Origin of the sequence: Ignatzschineria rhizosphaerae (assembly GCF_022655595.1) — a bacterium.
GTDB lineage: Bacteria > Pseudomonadota > Gammaproteobacteria > Cardiobacteriales > Wohlfahrtiimonadaceae > Ignatzschineria > Ignatzschineria rhizosphaerae.
This window is the reverse complement of record NZ_CP093379.1, coordinates 217,542-231,626: the sequence shown is the minus strand read 5'-3', so window position 1 is coordinate 231,626 and position 14,085 is coordinate 217,542. Positions and strand designations below refer to the sequence as shown.

The window sequence follows — 14,085 nt, the reverse complement described above, 5'->3', positions numbered from 1 at the left end:
CTTTGTTACTTAATTGCTAAAATAGAGGAGAAATTGAGGCATTGAAACCAGAGATAAACTTCGCTAAATCCAGCCTTAAGTAAACGCGCTTTATGCTCTTCAAAGGTATCGATCTTCATCACATCTTCTAAAGATTCCCGCTTTTGGGCGATCTCTAATTCTGAATAACCTTGCGAGCGCTTAAACTGCATATGAAGATTATTTAACACCTCATGCTCACGCGCATCTTCAAAACGAAGCTTCTCTGACATAAAAAGTGCCCCGCCCGGCAATAAGCTATCAGCAATCTTCGTTAAAAGAGCTAGACGCTTTTCTCGAGGAATAAATTGCAGCGTAAAATTCATCGCAAAAAGAGATGCTCTCTCATAAGGGTAAGTAGTGATATCAGCCTCAATAACCTCAATCGGTAATAAAGACTCAAACATCATCTCTTGGGCTTTTAAATACTCTCTTGATTTTTCCACCATGGCCGCAGAATTATCAATAGCGATAATAGAAGTATTGGCAGTCTTTATAGCGCTTCTTAGCACCATAGATACCGCCCCAAGCGAGCTCCCTAAATCATAGATTAAGCTATTTTCTTTGGCAAAAATGGGTGCAAGATTTCCAATATTTTCAACAATCGTCGTATAGCCTGAAGCTGAGCGACGAATCATATCTGGAAACACCTTTACCACTTCTTCGTTAAAGGCAAATTTTCCACATTGTCTTTTTTGAGCATAGATCGAATCAGGTTCTGATTGCTCAAAAAGATATTGAATTGAACGATCGTTCACAAATATCCCCTGCTAAAATTAAAAACGCCTCCAAAGAGACGCTTTTTATATATTCAATACAATAAGATTATAAAACCTCAACTCTTAACGATTGAGCTCTAATTGACGAACCGTCATTCGTCTTCTAATCTCACTATCATCTAATAATTTACGAGACTGTTTTGCTTCTAAAAACGCAAATTGTTTCGCAACTTTATCATCCGTACTCGCGGCAATCTCCGCTTGGCGCATCTGCACAATTCTACGGATAATTTTACCCGGATCAGGATCTGTTTCAACTTTGCCGGCAAAACCTCTTGGCGCTTCAGTCATGATCTCATCATCAAGTGATGCATGATCATCTATAAATTCTGCTTCAGACTTTAAAAATGCCTCATCAAAAGCAATATCAAATGACTCTTCATCATCCATTTCACCTCTTTCAGAAGGTTTTAATGCTCGAACCTTATCTGCTAAACCTTTTTCTGGTGCATCATAAGTCTCTAAATAAGCATCTAATTTTTTAGCCTCAGTCTCAACTTGTGACTTTGTCTCTAAAGCAGAAGACTCAAACTCATTAAATGATCGCTCAACATCCGTTTTGGCGCTATTTAACTCGCTTCTTAACTTTTGTAATTCTGAGCTTTGCTTTAACTCTTCGATAGATTTTTTAATCTCATCAAGCTCAAGCTCATTTGTCAGCTCATTCTTAATACTTCTTGTGAAATGCTGAATCTTACCTACAAATTTACCGACGGTACGAATCATCTCAGGGAGTTTTTGCGGCCCAATGACCACCAGCGCGATCACAAGAATAATCAAAAACTCAGTGCTACTAATTCCAAACATGAAGCACCCTTCCTACCCTAATTGTTGATGACACTGATGAAATAATGAGAAATTGTGAGGATCATTACTCCACACGGCTATTTTTTTGCTCATCAACAACTGTTTCATCTTTTGCCGCACTCTTGTTCTCAATATTTTGAGATGATGCTTCCCCTTTTGCTTCTTTCTCGCCGTCTTTTACAGCATCCTTAAAGCCTTTTACTGCGGAGCCTAAATCTTTACCTGCATTTTTTAATTTTGCCGTGCCAAATACTAAGAGCACAACAACTAAAAGAATTGCCCAATGCCAAATACTAAATGAACCCATAATTACATTTCCTTAAGCTGAGAATGAGTATATAAATTAATTCCCTTAATGATACTCTAAAATCACGAATTTATGTAGCCTAATTTTCTTGTTTTACCTGCAATAATGATCGGTTAAAACTGCTTTATGACACACTATTTCCTAATCTTGAGCGTTTTTTCTTATCAGTTATAACCCTCGATTATGACAAGCTCACCTCAACAGCCTCAATTTTAAAGCGCTTTACAGGAATAACAATGACCGTTTTTTATAGTGATTGTTACGACCTACTCTCGACTTTTTCGCTATAATGATAAGAATTATTATTGAATAGACCTACTGGATTATTCAGCAAGGTCATTAAGCCTTTTATTTAGCTAAGGAATAGAGATGTCAAAACCTAAACCGATTGTTCTTTGCATCCTCGATGGATGGGGATTTAGTAACGAAACTGAAAATAACGCTATTGCAACAGCAAATACACCAAACTGGGATCATATGCGTGAAACTGGGGCGGTGACCTTCATTAAAACTTCAGGAGAAGCGGTAGGTTTACCTGATGGACAGATGGGGAACTCTGAAGTTGGGCATATGAATATTGGTGCTGGTCGCATTGTAAACCAAGATTTTACCCGCATTACCAAAGATGTTCGTAGTGGAGAATTTAATAATAATCCAATATTAAATACCACCATGGATGACCTCTTAAAAACAGATCGTGCGCTTCATGTCTTTGGACTTCTCTCCCCCGGCGGCGTTCACTCAGATGAAAAGCATATCTTTGCACTCATTGAGCTTGCGGCTAGTAAAGGCTTAGAAAAAATCTATCTTCATGCATTTTTAGATGGACGTGATATGCCACCACAATCAGCAAAACCCTCTTTGGAAAAGGCTGATGCACTCTTTGCTAAACTAGGCAAAGGACGCTTAGCAACAATGATTGGTCGTTATTTTGCGATGGATCGTGATAATCGCTGGGAACGTGTGGAGCAAGCTTATGATCTTGTGAGCCAAGGTTTAGGTCAATATCAAGCGGATACCGCTCTTCAAGGATTAGAAAATGCTTATGCCCGTGGCGAAAATGATGAATTTGTCAAAGCAACCGTTATTGGGGAGTCAGTAAAAATCAATGATGGTGATGCGGTAATCTTTATGAACTTTCGTGCTGACCGTGCTCGTGAAATTAGCTATCCATTTGTTCAGGCTGATTTTGAAGGCTTTAAACCAAAACACCTGCCTAAACTCTCCCATTTTGTCTCATTGACACAATATAAAGCAGATCTTCCAACGGAGATTGCCTATCCACCACTTGAGCTCAACAATGGCCTTGGCGAAGTTCTGGCTAATGAAGGTTTAACACAGCTTCGTATTGCCGAGACTGAAAAATATCCTCACGTCACCTTCTTCTTTAATGGTGGCCGTGAAAAAGTCTTTGAAGGCGAGGAGCGTATTTTAGTAAACTCTCCTAAAGTTGCAACCTATGACCTTCAACCAGAGATGAGCGCACCAGAAGTAACTGCGAAACTTGTTGAAGCGGTAGAGTCTGAGAAATTTGATGTCATTATCTGTAACTATGCAAATCCGGATATGGTTGGTCATACCGGCGTTTTTGAAGCAATTGTTAAAGCAATTGAAGCGGTAGATACAGGTCTTGGCAAAGTTTATGACGCGGTCAAAAAAGTAGGTGGTGAGATGCTCGTCACCGCTGATCATGGAAATGCGGAAAAAACATGGGATGATAAAACTAATCAACCTCATACAGCGCATACGACAACACCCGTTCCACTCATCTACGTAGGTAAACGCGCAACCTTAGAGCCTGATGGTGCACTTTGTGACTTAGCACCAACAATTCTCTATCTTTTAGGGGTAACGCAGCCAAAAGAGATGACTGGTAAAAATCTCATTCATTTCCAATAATAGATTTACATCGCCAATTATGGAAATACCCCCTCAAAAATCAGCGAAGGATCTATCCTTTGCTGATTTTTTATGGTCATATCTTTAGTTTAAAGGGGCCATTTTGCGGCGTGAAGGAATGCTTGCCTGCTTCTTATTGTGAAATCAGTTTAAAAGTCACTAAATCACATTGCCGGCGCATCGATTATGAGAAATACAAGCATCGCCCTATCCGATATCTTGCAAACACCGTTTAATACGTACCTTTATAGATTTATGTAAGGCTGGAGGGAATGTTTTATGTTCTTTCTAAAATCCCGTGCCAGCTATTTAAAACTAGGGTTTCTTAAATCGATTTTACGATCTCGAACCCGCAATTTAAATCAAAGGCTTTTCTTAATCTTATTTCACTATAAAATAGATTCACATCACAAGCGCAGATAGCTTCCTCTTAATAACTGAGGCAATTTCAAGGTTTGATCGGCTCATTTTAGATAAGGTCTTTATGAAAAAACAGATGCTCCCCCTTCTCTTCTTCTGGATTTTAAGCACGCTTAGCGCACCTTTAATCGCTAAAGAAACGACCGACATTATAATTGAACAACAAAATATTGAGCTCATTTCAAAACCTGAGCCTAGTAAGATGCCTATCGATGAGCTACGTCTATTTAGTGATATTTTTGAACAGCTTAAAAATAATTATGTCGATCCAATTAGCGATAAAGAGCTCATTCAAAATGCAATAAAAGGCATGCTTGCGCTAGATCCTCACTCAAAATATTATCCCAAAGAGGAGTATCAGCGTATTCAAAACCAAACATCAGGCTCCTTTGCCGGCATTGGGATTGAAACTCGCTTAGATGCGAATCATCAAGTACTCATTATCGAAAAAGTCTTCGATAATAGCCCTGCTTTTAAAGCGCAATTAAAAGTGAAAGATCAGATCACGAAAATTAATAACGAAGATGTTTCAATGATCAATCCTAAAGAGTACGAGAATACGCTTCAAGGAAAAGTTGACACCAACATCACACTCACCATTTTACGAGAAGGTGAAACCTTTGATTACACCTTAAAGCGCCAAAACATTCATACTCCAAGCCTTTCAAATGCGCAGCTCTACAATCATGAATTTGCTTATTTTAAGCTAGGTCGCTTCCAACAAAAAAGCGATGAAGAGCTCGTTAACGCACTGATGGCACTTGAAGTAGAAGCTAAAACAGAAAATTCTGAAATTCATGGCGTTATTCTCGATCTACGAGATAACCGAGGAGGATTACTCACTGCGGCTATCGCTGTTGCGGACCTTTTTCTTGATGAAGGATTAATTACCTATACTTCAGGACAATCAGAACGCTTTAAAGATCGTTATGAAGCCAAAAAGGGCGATATCATTACAGATATTCCGCTTATTATCCTTATCAATTCACAGTCTGCTTCTGGCTCTGAGATCGTAGCTGGTGCACTCCAAGATCATTCACGGGCACTTATTGTTGGTGAGAGAAGTTACGGCAAAGGCTCCATTCAAAGTATTCAACCACTTAAAAATGGAGATGCTATTCGCTATACATCTGCCCGCTATTACACCCCTAATGGAAACTCCATCCAAAACTATGGCATCACTCCCGATGTGATACTGCCCAATATCAGTGCTAAAATTAACACCCAAGAAACTTCTCGTGAAGTGGATAATATCGGCCATTTAGAAAATAGTAATGATCCTAATAATCAATCTCGAATGCCGGCAAACTTTGCTGACCTGATTGAACAAGGGGATTTCCCGCTCTATGAAGCGCTCAATATCCTAAAAGCGATCAGCTACTCGAGCAATATCGTAAAATAGTACAGTGTATATATCAAATCAGCTTGTACGATGCCAAAATACTACGATTCTTGCGCCTCTTATCAAGGAAGCCGGCAAACTGATTTAATCAATCACTATTAAACTAATTTTACTATAGGAAGCAAGCATTCCCGCCGCAGGATAGTCCTTTTAAACCAAAGATACTATTAAAATTACCGCAAATTATCTGCGACTCCTTGCTTTTTATGGGCAGATTGTAGGTAAGTTTTATCATCATTCTAGGAAAAAACCTCTTGAAGTGATAATAAAAAACGGTAGGTTACTTGCGCGACTTCGTAAATCAAGCCTTATGAAAACAATAAGATATTTTCAAGTGGAGCTTGATTTCCCCCTATTTGCCCCAATATTATGCTATGGCAAAAAACAAATCTAATGACAAGGAGCCTCCCGCTCCTTTATGAAGGTATTATGGAAGATATTACAATTCAAGGTGCTCGTACGCACAATCTCAAAGATATCAGTCTCTCACTTCCCCGCAATAAGCTGGTAGTGATTACAGGTCTTTCAGGTTCAGGAAAATCCTCTTTAGCATTCGATACGCTCTACGCTGAAGGTCAGCGCCGCTATGTTGAGTCTCTCTCTTCTTATGCAAGACAATTCCTTTCTGTGATGGGAAAACCTGATGTAGACCATATTTCAGGTCTCTCACCGGCAATCTCGATTGAACAAAAATCAACCTCGCATAACCCAAGATCAACCGTTGGTACGGTCACTGAGATCTACGATTATCTTCGCCTTCTCTTTGCTCGCATTGGTACGCCTCATTGCCCAACACATCATCTACCACTTAATGCGCAAACAATCCCACAAATGGTCGATATGACGATGGGTTTATCAGATGAGCTTCGCTTAATGCTCATCTCTCCGATCGTGCGTAATCGTAAAGGCGAACACCTTAAGCTCTTTGAAGAACTCAAAGCAAAAGGCTTCTTACGTGTTCGTATTGATGGCACAACTTACGAAATTGATGAGCTACCAGAAATTAATGCCAAACAGCACCATGATATCGATGTCGTGGTTGATCGCTTTAGAGTTCGGGAAGATATCCGCGTTCGTCTCTCTGAGTCACTTGAGACAGCGCTAGATCTCTCTAACGGATTAGCGGCGATCGTCGATATGAAAAGTGAAGAGACGCTATTACAATTTTCGGCAAACTATGCCTGCCCAGAATGCGGATTTACCATTGCAGAGTTAGAGCCTCGTCTCTTCTCTTTTAATAACCCTGAAGGCGCTTGCCCTAGTTGTGATGGTCTTGGAGTAAATCAATACTTCGATCCAGAAAGAGTTGTTGCAGAACCTTCACTACCGCTTTCTAATGGTGCGATTCGTGGCTGGGACCGAAATTCAAGCTACTACTTCTCTATGATCGAATCACTTGGTAAACATTATGGATTTGATCCAGATACGCCATTTGAAAAACTCCCAAAAAAAATTCAAAAGATCCTTCTTTATGGATCAGGAGAAGAAGAGATCGAGTTCCATTACTTGAGTAATCGCGGTCAAAAATCGATCCGTATCCATCCCTTTGAAGGGATCTTAAATAATCTTGAGCGCCGTTACCGTGAAACAGACTCTCAAATAGTTCGAGAAAGCTTAACTCGCTTTCTTGCGATGCGTTCTTGTCCTGATTGTGAAGGTAGCCGTTTAGGCGTTGCGGCTAAAAATGTCCTCATTGAAGGTAAAGCCATTCATCAAATTACCGCACTCCCCATTAGTGATGCGCTTGATTGGTCGCAAAACGTGATCCTTAAAGGTGCCAAACAAGAGATTGCAGATAAGATCTTTAAAGAAATTCAAGAGCGCCTAGGCTTTCTTGTCAATGTGGGGCTTGATTACCTGAATCTCTCTCGCTCAGCTGAAACACTCTCCGGCGGTGAAGCACAACGTATTCGTCTTGCATCTCAAATTGGCGCAGGATTAATGGGCGTTTTATATGTACTTGATGAGCCTTCCATAGGACTTCATCAGCGAGATAATGATCGCTTACTACAAACCCTGTTTCATCTACGTGATCTTGGTAATACAGTGATTGTGGTTGAACATGATGAAGATGCGATTTTATCATCTGACTATATTGTCGATATTGGCCCTGGCGCCGGCGTTCATGGCGGGAATATCGTAGCAGCAGGAACACCTAAAGAGGTGATGAAAAATAAAGATTCTCTTACGGCAGATTATCTCTCTGGTCGTAAAAAAATTGAAGTTCCTAAAGAGCGTACAAAAAATGATCCTAAACAGCAGATTAAACTCATCGGCGCTTCTGGCAATAACCTTAAAGATATTACCGCATCATTCCCATTAGGCTTATTAACCTGCGTTACCGGCGTTTCAGGTTCTGGAAAATCAACGCTCGTTAATGATACGCTTTATAGCTCTATTGCGCGTATTCTTAACAAAAACAATAGCATTGAAGTTGCGCCTTACAAGAAAATTGAAGGCTTAGATCTTATTGATAAAATCGTCAATATCGATCAAAGCCCGATTGGAAGAACTCCTCGCTCTAACCCTGCTACTTATACAGGGCTCTTTACACCCATTCGAGAAATTTTTGCCAATACGCCAGAAGCAAGAGCTCGCGGCTATCAACCCGGACGCTTTAGCTTCAACGTGAAAGGTGGCCGTTGTGAAAACTGCCAAGGGGATGGCTTAATCAAAGTTGAGATGCACTTCTTGCCTGATGTTTACGTCATGTGCGATGAGTGCCAAGGAAAGCGCTATAACCGAGAAACGCTCGATATCCTCTATAAAGGAAAATCAATTAATGATGTCCTTAATATGACCGTAGAGGAAGCTTATCAATTTTTTGATGCCATTCCTGTGGTCCATCGCCGCTTAGAAACTCTCATGGAAGTAGGATTAAGCTATATTACGCTTGGGCAAAATGCGACAACCCTTTCAGGCGGAGAGGCGCAGCGTGTAAAACTCTCTCGCGAGCTTTCAAAACGTGATACGGGTAAAACAGTCTATATCCTTGATGAACCCACTACAGGGCTTCACTTTCACGATATTGCCCAACTACTTCAAGTCATTCATACGCTTCGAGATAAAGGCAATACCGTTATCATCATCGAGCATAACTTAGATGTAATTAAAACTGCCGACTGGCTCATTGATATCGGCCCTGAAGGTGGCGCTAGAGGCGGCAATATTATCTTTGCCGGTACGCCAGAAGAGATCACAAAATGCAAAGAGAGCTATACGGGGAAATATCTTAAACCGCTTTTAGAGAAGAAGTAGTCTTAGTAATTAACAATATTAGTTAAATATTTTTATAAAGCCTAGTATGATGACTGCTAGGCTTTATAAAAAAAATATTAATATTTACCTGTCTCTTTAAATGAGAAAAAGCCTACAGCCCTTGCATTAGAATTCTCATTGGACAATCCAAGTTTTCGACAAAGACGACCATATATATTTGAAGGGAATCCGCCCTTAAAACTCCATTGCTCTTCTCCTCTACTCATAATTACATAACCCGAAATGTGAGGATATTTATATCCAAGTCTATTATTGATAATGTAATCACTAACCTGTTTACTCCTAGTGAAACCCTGTTTTGATACTTCTTTAACTAAATATTCAAACTCTTTTTCACTAATTATATCAACAGGTGTTGTTGATTGTAGCCACTCGTTTGCACCTTGCAATTCAAACAACATTTCATTAATCTCATCAGAACTATATTTAATAATAGAGTTGTCTACTAATGTAAGTAACTCCTTTCTTAATCGCTGATCTCTTTTTTTATCCTCTATAATCCAATCAACATCTTTTGAGTAATTCAACGAATCTAACATCTCTAATATCTCTTCATCATTAAAATCCTCTGTACTAACTAACTTTAAGAGCCTTTCTTTTAAAACAGATTTTTCTTTCTCTTCTTTTCTTTGGGCTTCAAGTCTAATTTTTTCTTGCTGTTCTGTTAAATAAAGTAAATTACTCTCGGCTACATCTTCTCCTTGGATTACCTTTGTAACAAAATACAACCAACTAGGACTCTTCCCAACAATAGAATCATCCCATAATTCATTCAGTTTCTGAACAATAACCCCTTTCTCTTTTGCCTTGATCATCTTACTTACCCTGTCAGCATTAATTACTCCTTTTAAACGATATCCTTTAGAACTTTTTTCAACTTCAAACCAAAAAAACACATCTGAAAAACTATTTCTTTCTATTGATTTGACTAATTCAGGATCAGTTTTAATTATAGTCGATATATGAAAAAAGAGACCCTCTGAACGCAACTCTGGCAATATACATTTTACAAAACCAAACCCTCTATCAAGAAAATATTTTTCAATAACTCCAAATCGAATATCCATACACCCTCTTAATTTTAGAAATTAATGTATTTGTTTCAACATAAAAGTTATTTTGAGTTTATATTCCGTACTATCTAACTCTTCCAAACAATGCTTGATGAAACCCCTAATCAATAAACCATATTACTATTTATATCTTCATTCTAAACTTAACTGTTATCTCCTTTAAACTGACTTTATTATAGATAATGATATTAAAATAATCTTAACATATATCAAATCTATAATTAGGAGTTGTTAAATGATAGACTCAAGTGCAACAATCTCTCAAAAGCCTTATATTCTTGATCACCTAGATGAGTGTCAAAAGATCGAGATACTCTCCTATCAAATGCCTTATATATCAGGAATCATGCAAGATACAACGGCATTGGTTTTTTATCCTAAAACACCTAAACCAAAAGATGGCTGGAGAGTGATCGTTTGGATGCATGGAACCGTTGGGGTTAGTGATCGCTGCGCTCCTAGTAAAAACCCTCTTAATAAACACTTTAAGTTAACAGCGCAATCAATCCTCGCGAAGGGCTATGTCATTATTGCACCTGACTATGAAGGCCTTGGTTCTCCTGGAATCCATCCTTACTTAAACTTAAAGAGCGAAGCGCTATCGGCAATTTATGCGATTAATTCTATTAAAACAGCTTTTCCTCAAGATTTTCAAGGAGAATGGATGGTTATAGGACAATCTCAAGGAGGACAAGCCTCTCTAGGAACAGCGCAATATGCCAATAATGATCCCTATTTTAAAGGCGCTATTGCCGGCGCACCTGCCTCTAACCTACAAATGATCGGCGAAGATGTGTTGCCTAGAATATTTACCCAGCTTTATCTCTCTGAGCAAAAATCTGATATTCCCCTTAATGAGCGTAATTCTATTCACTCTTTTGCCACTATTTTGTCATATGTCGCTTTTATGGGAGTGGGTATTACGGCGATTCATCCACATTATAATTATCTGCAACTTTTTCAACCTAAAATACAACATATTGCAAAAAAAGCAGCCGGAAGTAATGGAGAAGATGGACTTTGCTTAGCAGCTTTACGGGATCTATTTACAGCAGATATCATCCAATTTTTACAATCTAATCCAAGTGCCCAGCTGATGGATTATCCAGGAATCAATGATGATTCTTTTAAAAATGATCCCGTTTTAGTAGAGTTTTTTGCAAATAGCCAGCCAGGCACTAAAAAACTCGATAAGCCTATACTCCTCATACAGGGAGAAAAAGATACTAACGTCCCTTCTATCGCCACAGAAAAGCTCGCTGAAGATCTTAAAATGCTAGGATCAAAAGAGGTCTCTTTAATACTCGTTCCAGATGCCTCACACACGCAGGCGATTATTTGGGAAAATAGCGCACTTATCCGTTTTATTCAGCAACATATGCCGGCAAACTAATATAGTGAAATCGGTTTAAAAGTGACCAAATTAGATTACCGGCGCATCGCAGATAAGAAGGTTTTATCCGACACCATGCAAGTGAATTTAAAGCATACTGTGTTGCTTTACTTTTAAGATTATATCTCTTAAACCAAATCGACTATCTTAAAGCCACATCGCGATAGAACGAGGTATCCTAAAATCGTTTTTGCACTCCTATCAGCTATTAACGAATAAAATCTGGATAGTCGAAATAGAGCATCACCACATAATTCTCAAATACAAGCGCCATATTCATATAGATCAATAGCGCAACGCTCAATAATGCTCCGATAACTAAAACAGCTTTATAAACCGTAGGTCTATTAGAAGTCCAATGCGTTATCAACATCATAATATGGCTGCTACATAACACGGAAAAAGAGAAAATAAAACACGCAAACCACAAAGGCCAGCTAATAAGATTAATATCTAACATGATAATTATTTTCACGAAAGTTAGCATTATTATCACATGCAATAATAACGTAATGCAGGGAGATAACATGCAAGCAATCAAACCTCTTTTTTTATCCTGACTACCTGGGAAATAAGCCATTACAAAGAGGATAATCGCACCATAGAGAAATAACGTCATAAAACCATGAAGGATTATAAAAAAAGCACTTGAAGTATCGAAATCACGGCGAAACTGATAGATCTCTTCATTTAGATAAAATAAAATAATTGCCGAAAGAACTAATCCTACGAATACCGTTATTAAGGCTTTCTGCGTCTCATAATAACGCTCCAAACTTCCCCAGAAAATGATCAATACCAAAACTATCACGGCGAAATAACTTAAGCTAATGCGTGAGAGTGAAACATCATAAGCCAAAATATTCGATAAAGAGAGATCAAAGGCATCAATCCCCATATAACTCACTAACGCAATTAAAATAAAGTATAAAACCTGTCGCCCAACAGGAGCAATAATAGTAGGCTGACTTGATTGAGATGTCATATAAACTCCCCTTAATAATTAATAGGATAAGCTTGGATAATGCTGATATAACGAACCGACCCATCTTCATTACGCTTAATATCTATGGTGGCAGTTTCTTTATCAGCGCCTTTAATCACCACTTCACCTTGCTCATCAAATCCAATCTCAAAATGTAATTTACGGCTAAAGAGATTTTCAAGCTCATTATCAATCGATCCGGTCAACGTTATACGACAATAAGCCCTTTCCTGCTTCCCTCGAGGATTCGGTAACGGCCAAGCAACAACCTCTATTTCATGATCCCGCTTTGTAAAAATCTCTGTTTCACGAATAGGTTGTAAAAAGGACATCAGATAAGGGGCGGGGTCATAGTTTTGAGTATCTACAATTTTATACTCATCATTAAGATACATCGCGCAGCGCATATCACTTGCAGCGATAGGAATCATAAAGCTTTTATATAAAATATCTTCCGGCTTACGCCAATCCATAATAAAGACCATTAATAACCCAACTAAGAGTAAAAAAGTGGTCATTATTCCCAACAATGCGCGCTTTATCATATTAATATCCCCGTTAAATATTGGGCTTAAATATTACCTTGTTTTTATTAAATATCACTATAAATATCTATTTTATTGATAAAATCAATAATTATTACAATTTAAAGGCATACTATTAAAAGATAGATCACAACTTTGTAATCTCTATCTGATGGGCAACATCTCCCCCTATCACCATTAGCTATATCTTTAATAGAGGTCTTTATGCCAAAATTCTCACTTTACTGCTTGCCATTTATAGCCGCGATGACTTATGGCATTAGCAACTTTATAAATAGTGTTCGAATATCTACCAAACTAATGCATATTGATCCCTATCTTGAGCCATTTTGGATGAGCTTATCGATTCCCTTAGCAGTCAATCTCATCCCAACACTGATGATGTTTTTACTTTTCATCCCCCTATTCTCAGTGCTTAAGCTCCAGCTTGTAACGAAACGAAATATCCTTATCATTATTCTCACTATTATCATCGTAAATCTTTTTAAAATACTCATGGGTCACTTAGGGGTTGGACCTGCTTTTGCGAGTCTATTTCATGGAGAAAGCTATTTTAAAGTATTTAATGTCATCGCAAGAATGACAAATCTTCTCTTCTTTCTCTTACCTTTAATGCTAATACTCTATGGAGCTCGAAATTATTTAGATCTCTACAAGGAAACATATTCTAAAGATGAGAAGAGATGGAAAATTGCCAATCTTTTTGGAACGATGGCTTTTTTTAATTATACCCTTTGGCTACTTTACCCTCTATTAATGCTCTTTAAAGAAAACTACTCCTTGATGGCAGAGTTTCAAGTGGAGTTTTGGTTAAAATTACCCGTAACGATTATGTTATTTCTTTTAATGCTTTCAAAAAAAATTCGCCCAACCTATTTCAATATTCCAGCCACATTTTATGCCGGCATCACTCTCGCTCTACTGACTCTGCTAGTCTCTATCATTGGTGAATCGGTTATTATGCTTGCAGATCACGCGAGTATTGGCGCCTTAATTCTTCTCTTATTTAGTGTTCCCATTATTGCCATCATCATCATTTGCTTTGCCACTATAAAAGTCACGAACTACTTTTTAGTAAACTCGCAAAAACCCAATAATCACTGGCAATAAGCCCCGCTAGTAACTTTCCTACGCTTAATCACGCAACAAAAAGCCCGAAACATCTCTGCATCGGGCTT

At 38.4% G+C, this 14,085-nt stretch carries 11 protein-coding genes; 5 read left to right on the top strand and 6 right to left on the bottom strand.

Translation table 11 applies throughout. The features are described from left to right. Window positions 1–5: 5 nt before the first annotated feature. From cmoA to tatA, 3 genes are all read right to left on the bottom strand, one after another. The gene (gene cmoA, locus MMG00_RS00990; RefSeq protein ID WP_270049324.1) at window positions 6–776 is read right to left on the bottom strand and encodes a carboxy-S-adenosyl-L-methionine synthase CmoA; all 771 of its coding nucleotides are present in this window, start codon (window positions 774–776) and stop codon (window positions 6–8) included. Window positions 777–860: 84 nt separating this feature from the next. Continuing rightward, window positions 861–1,604, bottom strand: a complete 744-nt coding sequence (tatB, locus tag MMG00_RS00985) for a Sec-independent protein translocase protein TatB (RefSeq protein ID WP_242150139.1) — start codon at window positions 1,602–1,604, stop codon at window positions 861–863. A gap of 64 nt (window positions 1,605–1,668) precedes the next feature. Further along, window positions 1,669–1,911 carry a Sec-independent protein translocase subunit TatA gene (tatA, locus tag MMG00_RS00980; protein ID WP_242150136.1) on the bottom strand — a complete coding sequence of 81 codons (243 nt, stop codon included), beginning with the start codon at window positions 1,909–1,911 and terminating at the stop codon, window positions 1,669–1,671. Window positions 1,912–2,280: 369 nt separating this feature from the next. Here tatA and gpmI point away from each other — a divergent pair, with 369 nt between their 5' ends. The 3 genes from gpmI (at window position 2,281) to uvrA (ending at window position 8,890) form a co-directional block, all read left to right on the top strand. Further along, complete coding sequence (gpmI, locus tag MMG00_RS00975) at window positions 2,281–3,810, top strand: 2,3-bisphosphoglycerate-independent phosphoglycerate mutase (protein WP_242150133.1); 1,530 nt, start codon at window positions 2,281–2,283, stop codon at window positions 3,808–3,810. A 484-nt stretch (window positions 3,811–4,294) separates the two neighbouring features. Next, entirely contained in the window at window positions 4,295–5,632 is a 1,338-nt protein-coding gene (locus MMG00_RS00970; protein ID WP_242150128.1) for a S41 family peptidase, read from the top strand. 429 nt (window positions 5,633–6,061) lie between these two features. After that, the gene (gene uvrA, locus MMG00_RS00965; RefSeq protein WP_242150125.1) at window positions 6,062–8,890 is read left to right on the top strand and encodes an excinuclease ABC subunit UvrA; all 2,829 of its coding nucleotides are present in this window, start codon (window positions 6,062–6,064) and stop codon (window positions 8,888–8,890) included. Between the two features lie 77 nt (window positions 8,891–8,967). Here the strand turns inward: uvrA and MMG00_RS00960 are convergent, their stop codons facing one another. Next, window positions 8,968–9,978 carry a hypothetical protein gene (locus MMG00_RS00960; RefSeq protein WP_242150122.1) on the bottom strand — a complete coding sequence of 337 codons (1,011 nt, stop codon included), beginning with the start codon at window positions 9,976–9,978 and terminating at the stop codon, window positions 8,968–8,970. Window positions 9,979–10,219: 241 nt separating this feature from the next. On the opposite strand from MMG00_RS00960, the gene MMG00_RS00955 reads away from it, so the two are divergent. Continuing rightward, entirely contained in the window at window positions 10,220–11,377 is a 1,158-nt protein-coding gene (locus MMG00_RS00955; protein ID WP_242150118.1) for an alpha/beta hydrolase family protein, read from the top strand. Between the two features lie 208 nt (window positions 11,378–11,585). On the opposite strand, the gene MMG00_RS00950 is transcribed toward MMG00_RS00955, so the two are convergent. Then, window positions 11,586–12,362 (bottom strand): hypothetical protein, encoded by a 777-nt coding sequence (locus MMG00_RS00950; protein ID WP_242150115.1) that lies wholly within the window; start codon window positions 12,360–12,362, stop codon window positions 11,586–11,588. An 11-nt stretch (window positions 12,363–12,373) separates the two neighbouring features. After that, a complete protein-coding gene (locus MMG00_RS00945) occupies window positions 12,374–12,907 on the bottom strand; it encodes a hypothetical protein (RefSeq protein WP_242150112.1) in 534 nt (177 codons plus the stop codon). 204 nt (window positions 12,908–13,111) lie between these two features. Between MMG00_RS00945 and MMG00_RS00940 the strand changes: the two genes are divergently transcribed. Beyond that, entirely contained in the window at window positions 13,112–14,017 is a 906-nt protein-coding gene (locus MMG00_RS00940; RefSeq protein WP_242150110.1) for a hypothetical protein, read from the top strand. Window positions 14,018–14,085: the final 68 nt, after the last annotated feature.

What these genes read in the sequence shown, in the direction of transcription:
- MMG00_RS00960 (WP_242150122.1), bottom strand. Translation starts at nt 9,978, where the DNA reads ATGGATATTCGATTTGGAGTTATTGAAAAATATTTTCTTGATAGAGGG.
- uvrA (WP_242150125.1), top strand. Translation starts at nt 6,062, where the DNA reads ATGGAAGATATTACAATTCAAGGTGCTCGTACGCACAATCTCAAAGAT.
- tatA (WP_242150136.1), bottom strand. Translation starts at nt 1,911, where the DNA reads ATGGGTTCATTTAGTATTTGGCATTGGGCAATTCTTTTAGTTGTTGTG.
- MMG00_RS00940 (WP_242150110.1), top strand. Translation starts at nt 13,112, where the DNA reads ATGCCAAAATTCTCACTTTACTGCTTGCCATTTATAGCCGCGATGACT.
- MMG00_RS00955 (WP_242150118.1), top strand. Translation starts at nt 10,220, where the DNA reads ATGATAGACTCAAGTGCAACAATCTCTCAAAAGCCTTATATTCTTGAT.
- MMG00_RS00970 (WP_242150128.1), top strand. Translation starts at nt 4,295, where the DNA reads ATGAAAAAACAGATGCTCCCCCTTCTCTTCTTCTGGATTTTAAGCACG.
- MMG00_RS00945 (WP_242150112.1), bottom strand. Translation starts at nt 12,907, where the DNA reads ATGATAAAGCGCGCATTGTTGGGAATAATGACCACTTTTTTACTCTTA.
- gpmI (WP_242150133.1), top strand. Translation starts at nt 2,281, where the DNA reads ATGTCAAAACCTAAACCGATTGTTCTTTGCATCCTCGATGGATGGGGA.
- MMG00_RS00950 (WP_242150115.1), bottom strand. Translation starts at nt 12,362, where the DNA reads ATGACATCTCAATCAAGTCAGCCTACTATTATTGCTCCTGTTGGGCGA.
- tatB (WP_242150139.1), bottom strand. Translation starts at nt 1,604, where the DNA reads ATGTTTGGAATTAGTAGCACTGAGTTTTTGATTATTCTTGTGATCGCG.